The organism is Microbacterium sp. NPDC055521 (assembly GCF_053619695.1).
The window spans coordinates 221,570-239,937 of sequence record NZ_JBSHJX010000002.1 but is presented as its reverse complement, the minus strand read 5'-3'; the positions used below and the strand labels follow the sequence as shown (position 1 = coordinate 239,937).

Annotated in this window: 20 protein-coding genes and 1 tRNA gene; 11 read left to right on the top strand and 10 right to left on the bottom strand. The window is 68.8% G+C overall.

Translation table 11 applies throughout. The features are described from left to right. Positions 1 to 27: 27 nt before the first annotated feature. Positions 28 to 939 carry an alpha/beta fold hydrolase gene (locus ACWGSM_RS03015; RefSeq protein ID WP_452321485.1) on the bottom strand — a complete coding sequence of 304 codons (912 nt, stop codon included), beginning with the start codon at positions 937 to 939 and terminating at the stop codon, positions 28 to 30. A gap of 197 nt (positions 940 to 1,136) precedes the next feature. Here ACWGSM_RS03015 and ACWGSM_RS03010 point away from each other — a divergent pair, with 197 nt between their 5' ends. Together ACWGSM_RS03010 and ACWGSM_RS03005 are read left to right on the top strand one after the other, a co-directional pair. Continuing rightward, complete coding sequence (locus tag ACWGSM_RS03010; protein WP_452321484.1) at positions 1,137 to 1,841, top strand: tyrosine-protein phosphatase; 705 nt, start codon at positions 1,137 to 1,139, stop codon at positions 1,839 to 1,841. Positions 1,842 to 1,891: 50 nt separating this feature from the next. Next, positions 1,892 to 2,353: an SIP domain-containing protein gene (locus ACWGSM_RS03005; RefSeq protein WP_452321483.1), complete on the top strand. Its 462-nt coding sequence runs from the start codon at positions 1,892 to 1,894 to the stop codon at positions 2,351 to 2,353. Here ACWGSM_RS03005 and ACWGSM_RS03000 read toward each other — a convergent pair. The 4 genes from ACWGSM_RS03000 to ACWGSM_RS02985 all read right to left on the bottom strand — a co-directional run bounded on the left by ACWGSM_RS03000 (position 2,332) and on the right by ACWGSM_RS02985 (position 6,471). Further along, positions 2,332 to 2,796 (bottom strand): Fe-S oxidoreductase, encoded by a 465-nt coding sequence (locus ACWGSM_RS03000; protein ID WP_452321482.1) that lies wholly within the window; start codon positions 2,794 to 2,796, stop codon positions 2,332 to 2,334. The two genes, ACWGSM_RS03005 and ACWGSM_RS03000, sit on opposite strands and share 22 nt — an antisense overlap. Then, positions 2,793 to 3,599, bottom strand: a complete 807-nt coding sequence (locus tag ACWGSM_RS02995) for an arginase family protein (RefSeq protein ID WP_452321481.1) — start codon at positions 3,597 to 3,599, stop codon at positions 2,793 to 2,795. Before ACWGSM_RS02995 ends, ACWGSM_RS03000 begins: the two co-directional genes overlap by 4 nt. A gap of 57 nt (positions 3,600 to 3,656) precedes the next feature. Further along, entirely contained in the window at positions 3,657 to 4,397 is a 741-nt protein-coding gene (locus tag ACWGSM_RS02990; protein ID WP_452321480.1) for a PspA/IM30 family protein, read from the bottom strand. A 73-nt stretch (positions 4,398 to 4,470) separates the two neighbouring features. Then, positions 4,471 to 6,471, bottom strand: coding sequence for a TPM domain-containing protein (locus ACWGSM_RS02985; RefSeq protein ID WP_452321479.1), 2,001 nt, complete (start codon positions 6,469 to 6,471; stop codon positions 4,471 to 4,473). A 122-nt stretch (positions 6,472 to 6,593) separates the two neighbouring features. Between ACWGSM_RS02985 and ACWGSM_RS02980 the strand changes: the two genes are divergently transcribed. The 7 genes from ACWGSM_RS02980 to ACWGSM_RS02950 all read left to right on the top strand — a co-directional run bounded on the left by ACWGSM_RS02980 (position 6,594) and on the right by ACWGSM_RS02950 (position 10,563). Beyond that, entirely contained in the window at positions 6,594 to 7,433 is an 840-nt protein-coding gene (locus tag ACWGSM_RS02980; RefSeq protein WP_452321478.1) for a DUF3097 family protein, read from the top strand. Positions 7,434 to 7,492: 59 nt separating this feature from the next. After that, complete coding sequence (trmB, locus tag ACWGSM_RS02975) at positions 7,493 to 8,218, top strand: tRNA (guanosine(46)-N7)-methyltransferase TrmB (protein WP_452321477.1); 726 nt, start codon at positions 7,493 to 7,495, stop codon at positions 8,216 to 8,218. Continuing rightward, the gene (locus ACWGSM_RS02970; protein ID WP_452321476.1) at positions 8,215 to 9,033 is read left to right on the top strand and encodes a CPBP family intramembrane glutamic endopeptidase; all 819 of its coding nucleotides are present in this window, start codon (positions 8,215 to 8,217) and stop codon (positions 9,031 to 9,033) included. Before trmB ends, ACWGSM_RS02970 begins: the two co-directional genes overlap by 4 nt. Before the next feature lie 174 nt (positions 9,034 to 9,207). Beyond that, complete coding sequence (locus tag ACWGSM_RS02965) at positions 9,208 to 9,594, top strand: DUF1304 domain-containing protein (protein ID WP_452321475.1); 387 nt, start codon at positions 9,208 to 9,210, stop codon at positions 9,592 to 9,594. A 68-nt stretch (positions 9,595 to 9,662) separates the two neighbouring features. Then, positions 9,663 to 9,735 (top strand) — tRNA-Arg (locus tag ACWGSM_RS02960). A gap of 78 nt (positions 9,736 to 9,813) precedes the next feature. Next, positions 9,814 to 10,029, top strand: a complete 216-nt coding sequence (locus ACWGSM_RS02955; protein ID WP_452321474.1) for a DUF2945 domain-containing protein — start codon at positions 9,814 to 9,816, stop codon at positions 10,027 to 10,029. Positions 10,030 to 10,032: 3 nt separating this feature from the next. Continuing rightward, positions 10,033 to 10,563 carry a DUF488 domain-containing protein gene (locus ACWGSM_RS02950; RefSeq protein WP_452321473.1) on the top strand — a complete coding sequence of 177 codons (531 nt, stop codon included), beginning with the start codon at positions 10,033 to 10,035 and terminating at the stop codon, positions 10,561 to 10,563. Between the two features lie 16 nt (positions 10,564 to 10,579). Here the strand turns inward: ACWGSM_RS02950 and ACWGSM_RS02945 are convergent, their stop codons facing one another. From ACWGSM_RS02945 to ACWGSM_RS02925, 5 genes are all read right to left on the bottom strand, one after another. Further along, the gene (locus tag ACWGSM_RS02945; RefSeq protein WP_452321472.1) at positions 10,580 to 11,374 is read right to left on the bottom strand and encodes an SGNH/GDSL hydrolase family protein; all 795 of its coding nucleotides are present in this window, start codon (positions 11,372 to 11,374) and stop codon (positions 10,580 to 10,582) included. A 26-nt stretch (positions 11,375 to 11,400) separates the two neighbouring features. Then, the gene (locus ACWGSM_RS02940) at positions 11,401 to 12,234 is read right to left on the bottom strand and encodes a carbohydrate ABC transporter permease (protein WP_452321589.1); all 834 of its coding nucleotides are present in this window, start codon (positions 12,232 to 12,234) and stop codon (positions 11,401 to 11,403) included. 77 nt (positions 12,235 to 12,311) lie between these two features. Further along, positions 12,312 to 13,334 (bottom strand): carbohydrate ABC transporter permease, encoded by a 1,023-nt coding sequence (locus tag ACWGSM_RS02935; protein WP_452321471.1) that lies wholly within the window; start codon positions 13,332 to 13,334, stop codon positions 12,312 to 12,314. Next, positions 13,331 to 14,749, bottom strand: a complete 1,419-nt coding sequence (ngcE, locus tag ACWGSM_RS02930) for an N-acetylglucosamine/diacetylchitobiose ABC transporter substrate-binding protein (protein WP_452321470.1) — start codon at positions 14,747 to 14,749, stop codon at positions 13,331 to 13,333. Before ngcE ends, ACWGSM_RS02935 begins: the two co-directional genes overlap by 4 nt. Positions 14,750 to 14,805: 56 nt before the next feature. Continuing rightward, positions 14,806 to 15,732 (bottom strand): MurR/RpiR family transcriptional regulator, encoded by a 927-nt coding sequence (locus ACWGSM_RS02925; protein ID WP_452321469.1) that lies wholly within the window; start codon positions 15,730 to 15,732, stop codon positions 14,806 to 14,808. A gap of 184 nt (positions 15,733 to 15,916) precedes the next feature. On the opposite strand from ACWGSM_RS02925, the gene argS reads away from it, so the two are divergent. Both argS and ACWGSM_RS02915 read left to right on the top strand, forming a co-directional pair. Beyond that, positions 15,917 to 17,581, top strand: a complete 1,665-nt coding sequence (gene argS, locus ACWGSM_RS02920) for an arginine--tRNA ligase (RefSeq protein ID WP_452321468.1) — start codon at positions 15,917 to 15,919, stop codon at positions 17,579 to 17,581. Between the two features lie 5 nt (positions 17,582 to 17,586). After that, positions 17,587 to 18,354 (top strand): LmeA family phospholipid-binding protein, encoded by a 768-nt coding sequence (locus tag ACWGSM_RS02915; RefSeq protein ID WP_452321467.1) that lies wholly within the window; start codon positions 17,587 to 17,589, stop codon positions 18,352 to 18,354. Positions 18,355 to 18,368 lie beyond the last annotated feature (14 nt).

Below are 18,368 nucleotides of genomic sequence, written 5' to 3'. Positions count from 1 at the left end.
GTCCTCTCGAGATGGTGCGGCGCGCGGTCAGCGCGTCGCGCGGGTCAGCGCGCCGGTCACGATGGCGGCGAGCGAGTCGGGGGCTGTCTCCTGGACGTTGTGTCCGGCGTCGACGGTGACGACAGCGGCTGCGGGAAGGTGCTCGGTGAACGCGGCGACATCGGCATCCTGCAGGAAGCCGCGCCCACCGCGTACGAGGGTGACGGGCGCGGTGACGGCGGCGAGGTGCGCCCAGGGCGTGACAGCGGATGCCACCTGCTCGGCCTTCAGGGAGTCGAAGGCGGATGCGATGATGCGCGCGAAGTGGTGCTTCCACTCCACGCGACCGTCGTCGCGCACGCGCGTGTTGAAGAAGACCCCGCGCTCGGTGTCGGCGCGGCTGCCGCCGAAGCCGAACGCCTGCGCCCGATCGACCGCCTCGTCACGGGAGGCGAAGTCGGTGACCGCGTAGAACTCACGCAGCACGGCCGGGGCGGCGTCCGTGTCGAGCCCAGGCACGATGTCGACCAGGATCAGCTCGCGAACCCGTTCGGGATGCTCTGCCGCGACGACCTGTGCGGTGAGCCCGCCCAGGGAGTGGCCGACGAGGATCTGCGGACGCGGCGCCCAGAGGGCGAGAGCGTGAGCCACGTCGCCGGCGAGCACGGCGGGGGAGTAGTCGAGGTCGTCGCGCCAGGAGGAGTCGCCGTGGCCTGCGAGATCGATCGCGATGGCCGGGCGGCCGAGCAGCAAGGCGACGGTGTCCCACGTGTGGGCGTTGAGGCCGGCGCCGTGCAGCAGCGTCACCTCGGGGTCGCCGTCGCCGAAGCGCAGCGCACTGAGAGCCCGACCGTCGGGAAGGTCGATCGCGATACGCTCGGCGCGGGGTACGTCGGTGCCGAGCGTCTGCGCCTGGTGCGGCAGATAGCGGAATTCGCTGGTGTCTTGGACCACGGCCATATTCTGCTCTTGTCACAGCGGCAGGAAGAAATGCCAGAGCATTCTGCATGACTCTGGGTGGTGATAGTCAGCAACATGTCATGCTTCACGCGAAGTAGCTTCAGCATATGCATTTCCGCTGTTTCTGATGGTCGCGTGTTCCGCGAGACGCGCGCGTAGGCTGGCGGAATGAGCAAGTGCCCGAATCCAGTACTCCCATGAGCGTGCTCGCCGTGAGCGGTGTGGCGAACCTGCGCGACGTCGGCGGCATCCCCGCCGGCTCGTCGCGGGTCCGCTCCGGAGCGCTCCTGCGCTCCGGCCACCTCGCGCACCTCACGACCGAGGGTGGCGCGGATCTCGCGGAGCGCGTGCGACACGTCATCGACCTGCGTGACGACGCCGAGGTCGAGCGCGAACCGTCCGCGCTCACCGGCGTGCCCATCACGCGCATCCCGCTCTTCCTCGGGTCGGTCGGATCGTTCTTCGCTCTGAACATGGACCTCGCCGCGATGTACCGTCATCTGATAGACGAGTCGGCGCCCAGGCTGATCGACGCGGTGCGCCTCATCTCGGCGGGCGAGCCGACACTCGTGCACTGCACCGTCGGCAAGGACCGCACCGGCGTCACCGTCGCCCTCGCACTCAGCGCCGTCGGCGCAGATCGGGAGGCGGTGATCGCCGACTACGCACTCACCGCCTCGCAGCTGCCTCTCGAGCGCAATCGGGCGATCGTGCAGTACCTGCGAGCGAACCTGCCCGACGCGACGAATGCCGTGCAACTCGCGACCGAGTCGCCCGCCCCGGTGATGGCGTCGCTGCTGGCCGACATCGACGACCGGTTCGGATCTGTGGCCGCGTACCTCCGCGACGCCGGCATGAGCGCTGCCGAACTCCACGCGCTGGCGGACGCACTCCTCGAATGAGCTCCGACTGAGGTTAGGCAACCCTACATCGATGGTAGGGTTGGTCCATCATGGGCACCACTCAGACGTACGCCGGCAGCCGCGCCGCACGCCGGGCATCCCGTCGACCGCAGGTTCAGCACCTGATCACGGCCGATGAGCGATCGCTCGCCGACCTCGAGCTCGCCCTCGCCACGCTGCCGATGTGCGCAGTCGGGCGCGTCTTCATCGAGGTGCCGGAGTCCTCCGACATCGGGGTCGTCATGGCGCCCCCGCGGATGACCGTCACCTGGCTGCCACGCTCGCGTCGCGGCGCGCAGCCGCGCTCCACCGGCGAGGCGCTCAGCCGCGCCGCGATCGCGTGGGCGGACGAGATGCTCTGCGACGACTCCGGTGCGGGCCTGCGCACCGAGGTGATCCTCCTCGGCGGCTGGCTGAGCACGGCCGACATCGTCGACCACCTGACGAGCGCCTGCAGCGTCCCGGCGGACGCGATCCACGCTCCGTCGCGCTACGGTCTCGCGTCGGACTGACCGACCTGCCGTGAGCGCGGCACGTAGCCGCCGTCTTCCAGCCCTGCCTCGATCTCGAACCTGTTGCGCAGCGGATTCCGTCCGGCGAGCAGGTACAGCACCGGCATCAGGAACCCGTATCGTCGCCACTGGCGCTTGTGCACCGCCTCATGCCTGAGCACGGCGTCCGACGGATCGCGGTCGCCGGTGAGGAAGCACCCGCCCACGCAGACACCGCCGCGGGCGAAGGCCCAGCCCGGCAGGCCGCGGAAGACCCAGAGCCCCTCCCGGCGCTGCACTCGGCCGGTGCTCCACAGCGATCCCCACACCCAGCCGACCGCGGTGCCCCACGCGTAGCCGAGGCTGCTGATCGGCGAGTCCAGCAGCAGCGACGGCAGAAGCCGGTCTACACGGCGTCCGCGCGCGAGCGCGCGATCCGCTTCGGCTCGCCAGTCGGCGGTCATGCCACAGCACCGATCAGACGCAGGATCGCGCCGAGGTCGAGTACGGCGTCGGCGGGGCTGCGCGGCGCGAAACCGGCGATCGTGGCACCGGCGAGAGGCACTTCCTCACGCAGTCGCCGCAGCGCCGCGGCGAGGTCCTTCGCGGTCACACCGAACGGCGCGGCTTCGGATACGCCCTCGAACTCCGCCGGGTCGAGCACGTCGACGTCGATGTGCACCCACACGCGGCTCGCGCCCGTCGCGCGCACGGCGGCGGCGACGACGCCGGGGTCACCGAGACTGTCGGTGGAGATCTGTGCCAACCCGTCCAGGGCATCCCGCTCGGTGTCGTCTATGGCGCGCGCGCCGAGCAGCACGACGCGCTCTGCGGGCACACCCGGCGACAGGGCGAGCTGCGGCTCGCCTTCGCCCATCACGGCCCGCAACGCCATGCCGGCGAAGGCCCCGGAAGGCGACGTCGACGCATCGTTCAGATCGGGGTGCGCGTCGCACCACAGCACGGCAAGGTCCGAGGTGTCGACGGCAGAAAGGGCGAAGACGCTCACGCTGCAGTCGCCCCCGACGACCACGGTCTGCTCGCCCGCAGCGCCGAGGTGCTCGGCGACGAGCTCTCGCGTGCGCAGCAGCGCACTGAGACGCCGGATGCCGGTGCCGAGCGAGTCGCCGGCCTCGAGCGGCACATCGAGCATGGTCGAATCGCGTCGCGGCAGGTCGCCGGCGATGGCGGCGGCGCCGTCGGTGAGCAGCATGGCGCGGGCCGACGGCGAGCCCTGCCACTGCGGGACGATCAGGAAACGGGTCATGTTCTCTCCGAGGGGAGAAGTGGGGTGGATGCCGGTGCGCGGCATCCACCCCAAGGGTCACTCTGCTTCGAGAGCGGCACGCGGGGTGCCGCCGGACTTGAGCTCGGCGAGGCGGGCCTCGACCTCGGTCAGCTCACCGAGGTCCTCGAGGCTCTCGAACTGTGCGTCGAGCGACGAGGCCGCGATCTCGGCCTTGCCCTGGGCGAGGGCCTCCTGACGGCGGATCTTGTCTTCGAAGCGACCGAGCTCGCTGGTCGGGTCGAGCACGTTGATCGAGCCGATGGCATCCTGCACCTTGGTCTGCGCCTCGGCGACCTTCGCGCGGGCCAGCAGCTCGCTGCGCTTCGTCTTGAGCTCACCGAGCTTGTCCTTCATGCCGTTCAGGCCGCTCTTGAGCTTCTCGACGATCTCGGTCTGCGCGGCGATCTGCGGCTCGGAGGCCTGCGCTTCGCGCTCTTCGCCGATCTGACGCTGCAGCGCGATCTTGGCGAGGCTGTCGAACTTGTCGGCGTCGGTCGTGTTGCCGGCCGCGCGCAGCTCGTCGGCCTTGCGGCTGGCGGCGAGCGCCTTGTTGCCCCACTCGCGTGCCGCGCGGACGTCCTCTTCGTGGTCGCGCTCGAGCAGGCGGAGGTTGCCGATCGTCTCGGCGATCGCCGACTCGGCGTCGGCGATGTTGTTCGAGTAGTCGCGGACCAGCTGGTCGATCATCTTCTGTGGGTCCTCGGCCTGGTCGAGGAGCGAGTTGATGTTCGCCCGGACGAGGGTCGAGATGCGTCCGAAGATGGATTCCTTGGCCATGTTCATTCCTTTGCTGTTCTCAGGGTGTCGTTGTGGATGGTCGTATCAGGATCGTGAGGTCAGTCGGGAGGTGTCAGAAGGCTCCGCCGCCGCCGCTGCTGCCGGAGCTGCCGCCGAAGCCCCCGACCGAGAAGCCCCCGCCGCCGCCTCCTCCGCCTCCGAAGAAGCCGCCGCCGCCGCTGCCGCCGCCGGTGCTCCAGCCGCTTCCTCCTCCCGAACCCCAGCCGCCGCCCCAGCCACCGCCGTGGTGACCGCCGGTGGCCTGTCCGATGAGGATGCCGCCGAGGAGGGCGCCGAGTGTGTCGCCGCCCCCAGGGCCGCCGCCGCTGAACCCGGAGTAGTCGCTCTGGGCGATCCGGATGGCTTCGGATGCCAGCGCATCCGCCCGCTGTGCGAGCGCGAGCGCTTGGACGGGGTCGACCCGTGCGGTCGATCGCGCTTGGTCGAGCGTCGCCTGCGCCTCGGCGAGCCTGGTGCGCGCGGTCGACGAGATCGATCCGCGCCGATTGAGGATGAAGCTCTCCGCCGTGGAGATCTGCACCTCTGCCCGCCGAACCGCATCGCCGAGCATGCTCACGGCGCGCGCGAGCCGGGCCTGTTCGTCGCGGCCCTGCTGGATCACCGCGTCGATCGACGTGTTGGCCGCCTCCAGCATCCGCAGCGCGTCGAGAGGTTCGCGGCCCGATGCCGCGAGCATCGCCTGCGCGCGCTGAACGCCCTGCAGGGTGCCGGCCATGGCCTGAGCGATCCCGCCCTGGGAATCGGGCAGGGAACGAGCGGTCTGCACGTCGGCGGTCAGCTCGGAGATCAGCGCCGCAGCCCGCTCGTCCGCCGCCCGCAGGTCACCCTGCAGCTTCTCGATCGCGTCCTCGAGCTGGGTGGCCTGCTGCACGGCGGCCTCGGCCGCACGAATGGCGACCGCGGCATCACCCGTCTCGCCGGCCGCGATCAACGCGTCGGCCTCGTGGATGCGCTCGTCGGTGAAGGCCATCCGAGAGCGGGCTTCGGCCGTGTTGCCCACGACGGGCGAGATCGCCGAGGGCGCATAGACCGTGGCGAGCTCGGCGAGGATCCGATCGGCGCGCTCGATCTCGGCGCCCGCCGCGGCACGAAGACGGCGCACGTTCTCGAGCGCGGCCGGGGCGTTCTGCTCGAGCTCGCGCAGCTCGTCGAACTCGGCCTTGCGCGCCTCGAGCACCTGCGTCGAGTCCGAGCACAGCTGCAGGATGCGCTGGTTCCATTCGATCCGCTGCTCGTCGGTGTCGGGGATCTCATCGTCCAGCTTCTGCTGCAGCGAGAACGCCTCGTCGAGGTTGGTGCGTGATGTCTGCAGGGCGAGCACGAAGGGTCCGATCACCTCGTCGCCGAACTGCGCGCGGGCGTACTCCATCTCCTGCTCGCTGGTGCGCACCAGGTCGTCGGTGCGGACCAGCGCGATGCTGGCCTGTCTGCCGAGCTCGGCCAGCTGCGCCTGCCGCTCGGCCTTCTCTGCCGCGCGCCTGCGAGCGCGGCGCACGAGCAGCACGATCACCACGATCACGGCGATGATCACCGCGACGATCCCGACGATGACCGCAGTGCGAGCGGAGCGCTGCGGCGAGAGCACGAAGATGTCGTATGCCTCATCGGCGCCCGCGACGACCGCACCGCTGAAGTCGCTGCTCGACAGGCCCGGTCGCATGGCGGCGAGGATCTCGTCGCGCTGCTCGACGCTCATCCGCCCCGCGTCGGGGCGATACATCGTGTAGTTGCGGCCCTCGGTCGAGACCGAGATGAGGTACTGCGAGTCGCTGAACCCGTTGCCCTGCGCCGTGCGGGTCGTCCACTCGGCGGGATCGGCCGGGGAGGTGTACTGCGGAACCATCACGAAGAAGAGGTCGACACCGGCCTCTTCGCGCAGCCTGTCGAGCGTCGCCTGCGCGTCGGCTCGATCGGAGGCGGAGACGACGCCGCTGCGATCGGTGATCTGCCCGTCGAGCTCGCCGGGGTCGGTCGCGGATGCCGTGCTCAGCGACAGCGCCCCCAGCAGAACACCGAGCAGGATCGCGGCCGCAGTTCGCCACCGATTCCTCATTGCAGTCCCTTCGGCCGGCAGGCGTGCACCATGGCACGAGTCTATGCACTGGGTCCGACCGACGACAGCACTCGCGGCGGGTTCGCCGTTCGCCGTCAGCGCAGACGCATACGCTGGAAGGCATGGACGACATGTACGGCTCCGACGTGCTCGCCGACGGCTGGCGTCAGCGCGGCTTCGCCAAGACGACCGAGGTCGCCGCCGACAAGGATCTCGTCGTCGAGGTGGCGCAGGACGGCTACTGCGGCGCGGTCACTCGCATCGAGGCGGGGATGGTCGAGCTCGAGGACTGGAAGGGCCGCCGGCGCAGCTTCCCGCTCGGCGGCGGATTCATGATCGACGGCAGGCCGGTGAAGCTCATCGCACCTGTGGTGAAGAGATCGGGGCCCCGCCGCACGGCATCCGGGTCCTTCGCCGTCACCGACGACCGGGCCAAGGTGGCACTGCCCAGCCGCATCCTGGTCGAGGGGCGTCACGACGCCGAGCTGGTCGAGAAGGTCTGGGGAGCGGATCTGCGCGCGGAGGGCGTCGTCGTCGAGTATCTGAAGGGTCTCGATCTGCTCGACGAGCTGCTCGCGGACTCGCCGCCGTCGGCCGCGCGACGCTACGGCGTGCTCGTCGACCATCTGGTACCCGGCTCGAAGGAGACGCGCATCGTCGAGCAGATCATGCGCGGACCGCACGGTCGGCACCTGAAGATCGTGGGGCACCCGTACATCGACGTGTGGCAGTGCGTGACCCCGGCGGCGATGGGCATCCGGGCATGGCCCGAGATCCCGCGCGGCACCGACTGGAAGACGGGCATCTGCCGAGCCTTCGGTTGGCCGGCGCACGACCAGACCGACATCGCGCACGCCTGGAAGCGGATCCTCTCGCGCGTCACCACCTACCGCGACCTCGAGCCGGCGCTGCTCGGCCGGGTCGAGGAGCTGATCGACTTCGTCACGGCGCCGGCGCCGTGACCGGCCGCTCGCGGGGCATCCCGATGGGGGAGGGTGCGGTGCCCCGGTACCCTGGAGGGATGCCTGAACCACGCACCTTCCGCGATGAGCCCGTCTCTTTCGTGCGCCGCAGCGGCCGCATGTCCGAGGCGCAGGAGCGGGCGTTCGAGCAGCACGCGCCGTTCTATCTGCTCGACGTTCCCCGCGATGTGGCCTTCACCTCGGTGCACCCGGAGGCGCGGCTCGATGTGGTGGCCGAGTACGGGCGCGAGGCGCCGCTGATCGTCGAGATCGGCTCCGGTCAGGGCCACGCCATCGTCGCGGCCGCGTCCGCAGCGCCCGACACCGACTTCCTGGCGGTCGAGGTCTTCAGGGCTGGGCTGGCGCGCACCATGCTCGACGCAGCAGCCGCCGAGGTTCGAAACCTGCGCCTGATCGAGGCGAACGCTCCGGAGGTGCTCTCGACATACCTGCCCGAGGGGTCGGCATCCGAAGTGTGGATCTTCTTCTCCGACCCCTGGCACAAGAAGCGCCACACCAAGCGGCGACTCATCCGCCCCGGTTTCCCGGCGGCTGCCGGGCGCGCGATCGCCGCGGGGGGAGTGCTGCGTCTGGCGACCGACTGGGAGGACTACGCGCTGCAGATGCGCGAGGTGCTCGACGAGGCGCCCGAGTTCGAGCGGGCCTTCGACGGCGAGTGGGCCGAACGCTTCGAGGGGCGGGTGATGACGGCCTTCGAGCGCAAGGGCATCGCCAAGGGACGCGAGATCCGCGACCTCACGTACCGCCGGGTGCCACGGGTGTGACGAAGTCCGCCTGGCACAGCATCCTTCCGGCGGCGCTGGTGTGCGCTGCCGCTCCCGCGTTCTTCGTGCTCGGCTGGACCTGGGTCGGCTGGCTGCTGCTCGCGGCCGGGGTCGGGATCGCGGCGCTGATCGAACGGCGCTCAGTGACCTCGGCGGAGCCCTCGCTGACCCGTGACCTGTCGCTGATCGGGATCGGCATGCTCATCGTGCACGCGATCTCGCTCGAGGCTCAGCTCGACGACCTGTCGATGCTGCGCTTCACGCTCGCGCTCGGGGGAGCGGTGCTCGTGCCGTACCTCGTGTCGCGGTTCGTGTTCCGCGATCGGGCGATCGTCTTTCCCTGGCGCGCACGCACGCGCTGGACGCGATGGCAGTGGGGCTGGCTGGTGGCGGTGCTCGTACTCGGCTGGCTGATCCTGCCGTACTACTTCATCACCAGCGGTGTGTATCAGAACTGGCCGGTCGTCGACACTCCCGACCTCATCGCCCGGTTGTTCGTCGGCGTCGGCGCCGTCGGCATCTGGGACGAGCTGTTCTTCATCTGCACCGTCTTCGCCCTGCTGCGCCGGCACATGTCGGCTCTGAGCGCGAACCTGCTGCAGATGGTCGTGTTCGTGTCGTTCCTCTGGGAGCTCGGCTACCGCGAATGGGGGCCGGTGCTGACGATCCCGTTCGCGCTGCTGCAGGGCTGGATCTTCCTGCGCACACACTCGCTCGCCTACGTGGTCACCGTGCACCTGCTCTTCGACGCCGTCGTGTTCGCCGTGCTCGTGCACGCGCACAACCCCGGCCTGCTGCCGTTCTTCCTCGTCTGAGGCATTCTCGGGCGGGCCTGGGCGGGCCGGAGCGGGGAGCCAAGTGTCGGGTATGGCGGGCGCATGACCGGCATCCGGCTCCCGGCCAGCGGCGGCAGAGTGTCAGCTCGCCCAGGGCGAGGAAGCAGCATGCCGGGAATTGTCCGGCAGCGCGCTGCGGAGGAGAATCGAGCGATGCGGATCGCTGGTCTCGTGCTCGCCGTGCTCGCCGGCGCGCTTCACGTCTACATCTTCGTGCTGGAATCCCGGCGGTGGACGCAGCCGGCCACGCGACGGATCTTCGGGGTGCGAAGCGCGTCCGAGGCCGAGACGATGCGCGCTCTCGCGTTCAATCAGGGCTTCTACAACCTCTTCCTCGCCATCGCGACGTTCCTCGGGGTGGTTCTGGTCATCCTGGGCGGGTTCACGGCAGGCATGACGCTCGCGCTCGCCGGCACGGCGATGATGCTCGCCGCAGCCCTCGTGCTCGTTCTCTCGGACCGCACGAAGCTGCGGGCCGCTGCGACGCAGGGCACGATGCCGCTGCTCGCCGTGATCGCGCTGACCATCTCGATGCTCTGAGCAGCGGCCGCGTAGACGTCGTGCGCGTGCATTCCACGGAGTCCGCAACTGGTAGGCTCGACCGGTACGCCTCCGTAGCTCAGCGGATAGAGCGCCGGTTTCCGGTACCGTAGGTCGCAGGTTCGATTCCTGTCGGGGGCACGCACGCATCAGAGAAGACCGCTCACCGGGCGGTCTTCTCTCGTCTTCGGCAGCGGGACCCTTGAGAGGAGCGCGGCGATGACGAGAAGGTACAAGGTCGGAGAGCACGTCAGCTGGAACTCCGAGGCGGGGCGCGTGCGCGGGCGTATCACGAAGGTGCACACGTCCGATTTCGAGTTCATGGGCCGCACGCGACACGCCAGCGACGATGACCCGCAGTACGAGATCAAGAGCGACAAGACCGACCACGTCGCGGCGCACAAGGGAAGCGCACTGACGCTGCTCGCCGACTGAGCGATGATCCTCACCGTCGGTCATTCCACCCACCCTCTGGACGAGTTCACCGAGCTGCTGCGCGCGGCCGAGGTGGGCGCGCTGATCGACGTGCGCCGGCTGCCGGGCTCGAACCGATACCCGTGGTTCAACGCCGACGCTCTCGCCGCATCGATGCCCGAGCATGACATCCGGTACCTGCGTATCGAACAGCTCGGCGGACGCCGGAACCTGCAGCGTCACGTCCCGGATGAGGTGAACGGGATGTGGCGCAACCGCAGCTTTCACAACTATGCCGACTACGCGCTGGGCGCCGACTTCGCCGAGGGGATGGAGCAGCTGCTGGCGGTCGCCGACAGCATCGACGGGCGGGCCGCGGTGATGTGCTCCGAGGCAGTCTGGTGGCGCTGCCACCGGCGGATCATCGCCGACCACCTGCTGGCGCGCGACCTCGCCGTCGGTCACCTGATGCCCGACGCCCGGGTGGCGCAGGCGTCGCTCACGCCGGGAGCCGTGATCAGAAGCCGCGCGGTCGAGTACCCGTCGGCCGACTGACTCCGCGGCCGACTGACTACTTGGCCGGCTTCGGCTTCGCCTCGTCGGCCGCGGTCACCGGCGCCGTGCGGAAGCGGTCCAGCGCCGCCGAGACCTTCTCAGCGAGGTAGGCGTGACCGGCATCCGACGGATGCCTGCGCCCGACGCCCACGTCGATCAGCTGCAGGTAGTTCGCCTCGGTGATCCAGTCCTCCTGCACGGGCGAGACGTACCACCAGCCGCGCGCCGCGGCGAGATCGGCGAGGTCGCGGTCGATGCGTGCCGTCGACGTACCGACCGGCAGCTCGTGCGGCGCCGGTCCCAGGATGACGATGGGCACCCCGGGATACTTGGCGACCATGGCATCCCACACCGCATTCACGGCGGCGGGGTACGCCGCCGCATCCGACAGGCGATCGTTGATCGACCCCTGCAGGATGATCAGGTCGGGATCGATCCATGACTCCAGCTCGCCGACCCGGGTGAGGAAGTCCGGTCCGTCCAGCCCAGGGCGCTGGTAGCCGCTGCCACGCACCCCGCGCACGACCGTGTCGCCCGGAATGAGCCGGGCGAGACGATAGGCGTAGCCGTCTGTGGGCACGGTCGCCGCCGAACCGTAGGTCCACGAGTCGCCGAAGACGAGCACCTCAGGATCGTCGGGGAGCGTGAGCGCCACGGGGGAGATGCCGTGCTCCGCCGCGGCGACCGGAGCGGTCTCCGCCGGCGGAGACCAGGGACGAGTGATGCCCAGGGTGACGGCGAGCACCACCGCGAGGGCGCCGCCGATCGCGAGGGCCGTGCGTCGCCGTCGGGTCGGCGGGTGCAGGGTCATGAGAAGAGCGTAAGCGACGGATGCTGCTACTTCGATGTTCCCTGCGTGACGGATCCCTGCAGCTGACGCTGGAAGAAGATGTACACCAGCAGCACTGGGGCGATCGTGATGATCACCGCGGCGAACAGCGCCCCGAAGTCCACCGCGTAGCCGGCGGCGGACGCGAACGCCGCCATGCCCTGGGAGAGCACGTACTTCGCCTGGTCGGTGTTCAGCGCGACAGGCAGCAGGAACTGGTTCCACAGCCCGAGGAAGTTCAGGATCGCCACCGCGGCGAGGCCCGGCTTGGCCATCGGCAGCATCACCTGGAAGAACGTGCGCCACTCGCTGGCGCCGTCGACGTACGCCGCCTCCTGGATCTCGTACGGCAGCGACTTGAAGAACGAGAACAGGAAGAACACCGTGAACGGCAACGCGAAGGCGACGTAGGTGAGGATCAGCCCGGGCAGGCTGTTGAGCAGACCCATGCCCTGCAGGATGAAGAACAGCGGCACGATCGCGAGGAACACCGGGAAGGTGAGCCCGGCCAGCATCAGGTAGTAGATGACTCGGCTGCCGGGAACCGAGAATCGGGCCAGCACATACGCGCACATCGCGCCCAGCAGCATCACCAGGATGAGTGCCGAGCCGACGACGATGACCGTGTTCAGGAACATCTGCCCGAAGTTGTACTTGCTCCACGCCGACACGTAGTTGTCGAAGTTCCACTGCGCGGGCAGGCCGAACGGAGAGGCGAAGATCTCCTTCGTCGCCTTGAACGAGCTCAGCAGCGTCCACAGCATGGGCAGGATCACCACGATCGCCCAGATGGAGAGCACCACGTGCGAGACGGCGCCGACGACGCGGTCCCCGCGGGTCATGGTGGGCTTGCGATCCACGCCGCCCTCGCGGCGCGCGCGTGCGGGGTCGACTGCGATCAATGTCCGGGTCTGCTGGCTCATGATCGGCCTCCGTCGTCGTCCTTGCCGCCGGTGAGGCGGTTCACGAGGAACACTGCCGCGGCGAAGATGAGTGTGATCACGGCGAGCACCACGCCCATGGCGCTGGCGAGGCCGAACTGGCCCTTCTCGAAAGCCGTGCGGAACAGGTACTGGCTCATCACCAGAGTGCTGTTGCCGGGGCCGCCGGTCGCGTTCAGCGCGACCATGTACACGTAGGCGTCCAGCGCCATGATGCCGAGGTAGATGTATGCCGTCTGCACGTTGTCGCGGATGAGCGGCAGCGTGATCGACACCGTCGTGCGGAATCGGCCCGCGCCGTCGATGCGCGCCGCCTCGTAGATCTCGGCGGGCACCCCTTTGATCGCGGCGATGAACAGCACCATGTAGAAGCCGATCATGCCCCAGGCCATGACGAAGATGGAGGCGCCCATCGCGGTGCGCTCGTCGCCGAGCCAGGCGAAGTCGTTCATGTCGATGCCGACCGCGCCGAGCAGGCCGTTCAGCAGGCCGCTGGGCGTGTAGATCATGCTCCACAGGATGCCGATGACGATCGCCGGGATGACGTACGGGAAGAACGACACCACACGGTAGAAGCTCGACGCGCGCAGCCCTCGCACCTGGCCGCTGCTGGGTCCGCCGATGGTGATCATGCTCGCGAAGACGAGCGCGATCGTGAGCGTGATCAGCGGCAGCACGATGGCGAGCAGGATGTTGTTGCCCATCGCCTGCATGAAGGTCGCGTCGTTGAAGAGCTTCACGAAGTTCTTCACGCCGATGAAGTCCATCTCGGCGGTGAAGCCCGTCCAGTTGGTCATCGAGTAGTACACGGCCTGCACGAACGGCGAGATCACGAAGATCATGAACACCGCGACCGGCAGGCCGAGGAACACCAGCAGGAAGGAGACGTAGTCGAAGGTCAGCGGGCGCCGCCCGAGGCGGGGCGGCTTGCGCCGCCCCGCCCGGGCTGCCGTCACGGCGACGGTGTCCAGCGCCGCGTCGACACCGGGAGCAGTGGTCACTTGATCTCGATCTTCTTGACGGAGTCGTCTTCCCGCACCTTGTCGACCAGCGCCTGAAGCTGCTTGGTGAGCGTGGCGACATCCATCTTGCCGTCGAGGAACGAGTTCCAGATCGGCAGCTGGTCGCTGTTCATGCCGTACAGGTTCGTCGACTTGATCGTGAAGACGTTGCCGTCGGCGGCGCCGATGATCTCGGACTGCGAGACCAGGGCCGTGGACCCGAAGCCGTCGGCCGGGACGGTGTCCTTGACGACGGTCGGCGCCAGCTTGCTCTTCGCGAAGGCGGTCGCAGCCTCCTTCGACAGCATGGTGCGCAGCAGCTCCTTGCCGCCCTCGGGGTTCTTCGCCTTCGAGGGCACGATGAACGGCTCGCCGGCCTCCACGCGCGCGGTACCCGCGGGCGTGGTCTGGTTGCCGTCCAGGGGCAGCTCGGAGATGCCCTTCATCTTGAAGCCGTCCGCGGTCTGGTCCTTCATCTCGTTCTCGATCCACGAGCCGGACGGGTACAGCAGAGCCTCTTGGCTGTTGCTCCACTGCGCCTGGGCCTCGGTGAACTGCGTGCCCGAGCCGCCCGGCTTGACGTAGCCGGCCTGGATCAGCTCGTAGAAGGTGTTCAGGATGTCCTGCAGCACGGGGTGCGACCAGGCGTCCTCGGCGAGGTTCTCCAGCGGCAGGCGCACATCGTCGCCGGCCTGCACGACGGCCGAATCGATGACCATGGTCTGGTAGTAGGTCGCCGCCTCCTTGCCCCACAGGAACAGGTACTTGCCCTGCTCCTTTGCCTTCGCGCCGAGGTCCTTGAGATCCTGCCAGCTCGTCGGTGCCGACCAGCCGTTCTTCTCGAACAGGCTCGAGGAGTACCAGATGCCGTAGACCGTCAGCACGTAGTTGAGCGCGACGAACTTGCCGTCGAACGTGCCCGGGTCCTTCACACCCGAGAACACCGTGTCGGCGATCTTCTCGCCGTCGCTGTTGTTCGCGTCGAGCACGTCGTCGAGCTCCTCGAGCTGGTCGAGAATGGTGTTCCAGCCGATCGAGTTCGCACCCGAGTTGTCGATGAGGTCCGGCGGGTTGCCGCCGACGAACCGCGGCTGCAGCTCGGTGGCGATCTTGGTCGACGGAGAGACCTTGACGCTGACACCGTCGAGTCCCTTGCTCTTCTCCATCAGCTTCGCCGAGTTCTCGACGTAGTCGATCCCGTAGCCGCCGTTGAAGATCACCGCGTCGACCTTCGAGTTCGCTGCGACGCCGAACGGGTTGTCGGCCGTGACTTCGCCGGCCGGTGCCTTGTCTGCGCCGCCACCGCCGGGGGCGGCGCAGGAGGCGAGGGTGGCGCTGAACGGCAGCAGCAGTGCTGCGGCTGCCGCACCTCGCAGCAGGTTGCGACGGCTGATGGATGCGTCTTTGATGTCCATCTCATTACCTTCCGTTGTGGGTGTGAATCGGTATTCGGGCGGGGTCTTCGGTGCGCTCACGGCGCGGCGGCGTCCGACCGCTGCGTGCGCGGGGGGCGGCGGTGCGGGGCAACGGCCATGGCGCTTGCGGCCAGACGGGTGGCGGCCACCCCGAACGTCTGCTGCGCGGCGAGCACGTAGAGCAGATCGAGGACGAGCAGCTGCGAGTGCTTGACGGACAGGTCATCCGGGCGCAGATAGGCGGTGGGTTCCGCGGTGGCGAGCGAGATGTCGGCCAGGGTGGCGAGGGGCGAATCGATGTCGTGCGTGATCGCGACGGTGAACGCCCCTGCTGAGCGCGCCTGGGAGAGCATCTGCACCGTCTCCTCAGTGCGGCCGGTGCTGGAGATGCCGATCGCGACCGACGACTGATCCTGCAGGACAGCGCTGGTGAGACCGTCGTGCACGTCCGACCAGCTGTGCGCGTTGACGCCGATGCGGTAGAGCCGCCCCTGGAACTCCCGAGCCATGACCCCGCTCCCGCCGACACCGTAGATGTCGACGTGACGGGCGGCGGTGATCGCATCCGCGACCCGCAGGACCGCGTCGAGGTCGAGGCCCATCGCCGTGCTCTGCAGGCTCTCGACGTGCAGTCCCACCAGCGTGTTCAGCACTTTGGACGGTTCGTCCGACGGACTCAGTTCGCGACCCATGTCGGCATGCCAGCTCTCGTCGGCGCCGCCCCGACCGATCTCGGATGCGACGCCCACGCGGAACTGCGTGTACCCGTCGAAGCCGAGGGCACGGCAGAAGCGGGTGACCGTGGCGGCCGATGTGCCGGCGCGCTCGGCGAGTTCGGTGATGGTCATCTCGACAGGAGCGGCCGGATGCTCGGCGACGACGTCGGCGATCCGGCTCATCGCGGCAGGCATGGCACGACGACGGTCTGCGATGCGCCGTGCGATCGGCAGGCCGGTTGCGATGTCGCGAGTCCGTGGCACCATTGCCTCCAGGTTCGTCGAGGGACGAGAGAGCATCTCGTCCGGGATCCCCGTTGCACTGAAAACTATTCTCATGCGACGAAAACGTCAAATGCCGCCACGTCACGAATGAATCACGAAGCGCTGCACCGCGGCCGCCTCCCCCGTTTCCGGCCGGGGATGCGGCGAGCCGTAGACTTGAGTCCCTATGAACCCTGAAGCCCTCTCCGCCGCAATCCTCGCCGTCCTCGAGCCGATCGCGGCCATGCTGCGACCGGATGAGGCGCTCGGCGTCGACGTCGCGGACATCGTGCTCGAGCGTCCGCGCAATCGCGACCACGGGGACTGGTCGACGAACATCGCGATGCGGCTCGCCAAGCGGCTCGGCACGAACCCCCGCGAACTCGCTCAGCGGATCGCCGACGGTCTTGCCCGTGCTGACGAGATCGAGGGCGTCGAGATCGCCGGTCCCGGATTCATCAACATCCGTCTCGAGGCCGGCGCCGCCGGCTCGCTGGCGAAGACGATCGTCGACCAGGGCCCGGCATACGGCACGAACGACTCGCAGGCTGGCGTCTCCGTGAACGTCGAGTTCGTCTCGGCGAACCCGGTGGGACCGCTGCACATCGGGCACACCCGATGGGCGGCACTCGGCGACTCGATCGTCCGACTGCTGCTGGCCAGCGGAGCCGACGCCGTGCGGGAGTACTACATCAACGACGCCGGTGTGCAGATGGAGCGCTTCGCACTGTCGATCCTCGCGGCGGCCAAGGGAGATCCCACGCCCGAAGACGGGTACCCCGGCGAATACATCGGCGAACTCTCACAGCGCGTGCTCGCCGCGCACCCCGGGCTGCTCGCTCTGCCCGAGGCGGAGCAGCTGGTCATCGCGCGCGATCAGGCGTACGAGTATCAGCTGGCCGAGATCAAGGCATCGCTCGACGCCTTCAACGTGCCCTTCGACGTGTGGTTCTCGGAGCGGACGCTGCATGCGCCCGGGCCCGAGGGCACCAGCCTCGTCGACCAGGCTGTCGATCGCCTGCGGGCTCAGGGTCACGTCTTCGACGAGGAGGGCGCCGTATGGGTGCGCACCACCGACTTCGGCGACGACAAGGACCGGGTCATCCGCCGCTCGAACGGCGAGTACACGTACTTCGCCGCCGACGCCGCGTACTACCTGAACAAGAGTGATCGCGGGTTCCGCGACAAGATCTACCTGCTCGGCGCCGACCATCACGGCTACGTGCACCGTCTCAAGGCGATCGCGGGAGCGGCGGGCGAGGATCCCGAGAAGAACATCCACGTGCTCATCGGCCAGCTGGTCTCGGTGCGCGGTGCCAGGCTGTCGAAGCGCGCGGGGAACATCATCGAGATGGACGACCTGCGCGCGTGGATCGGAACCGACGCGCTGCGCTACGCACTCGAGCGCTCGCCGGCCGATTCGCCGCTCGATCTCGACCCCGATCTGCTGCAGAAGCGCACCAACGACAACCCGGTGTTCTACGTGCAGTACGCGCACGCCCGTACGCACAACGTGGCTCGCAATGCCGCGGACTCGGGCGTGGACCGCTCGGAGTTCGCTCCCGAGCTGCTGACCCACGAGACCGAGAGCGCACTGCTCGGCGCGCTGCAGGAGTTCCCACGTCTGGTCGCGTTCGCCGCCGAGGTGCGCGAGCCGCACCGCATCGCGCGCCACCTCGAGGAGCTCGCCGGTCTCTACCACCGCTGGTACGACAGCTGCCGGGTCATCCCCAAGGGCGACGACCCGATCGACACGGTGCACCGTACTCGCCTGTGGCTGAACGACGCCACCGGCCAAGTGCTGCGCAACGGCCTCGACCTGCTCGGAGTCTCGGCCCCCGAGAGGATGTGAACGGCATGACGAACACGACCGCCGTCAGACGTCGACCGCGCTGGCCATGGGTCGTGCTCGTCATCGTGGTGGTGCTGGCAGCGCTCGTCGTCGCGGGTGAGCTCGTCGCGCGGGCGGTCGTGCCGAAGACGATCCGCTCGCTCGTGATCTCGAACCTCGATCTGCCCGCCGATCAGCAGCTCGACGTGCAGGTGCCGGGAATGCTGCTGCCGCAGCTGATCTCAGGCACCCTCGACGAGGTGAAGCTCGCATCGGATGAGGTGACGATCGGCGGCATCACCGGCTCCGCCCGCGTCACCGCGAGCGAGGTCCCCGTCTCAGGAGGCGCGCTGGGAGCAGCGCATGGCACCGTCTGGGTCGATCAGGGCGAGTTCGCGTCGCTGCTCGACGCATCGCAGCTGCCCATCTCGGGCATCGAGCTGGCGGCGCCCAACGCGACGGTCGAGGCCGACGTCGAGCTCTTCGGCAGCCGCATTCCCGTCGGCCTCACCGTCACTCCGGAAGCCGACGACGGCGATCTGCTGCTGACTCCCGTCGCGATCATGCTCAACGGGACGGCGGTGGATCTGCACGCCGTCTCCGGTCTGGCCGGTGCCGCGGGCGCGGCGATCACCCAGCCCCAGCGCATCTGCATCGCCGAACGTCTCCCCGCAGGCATCACCCTCACCGGCCTGCGCATCGAGGGCAGCAGGGCAGTGGCCGACATCTCCGCCGACGGCCGGATCACGGTCGACCCGACGCTCCTCGATCCCGGCACCTGCCCCCGCCCCTGAACTCACCCGGATCC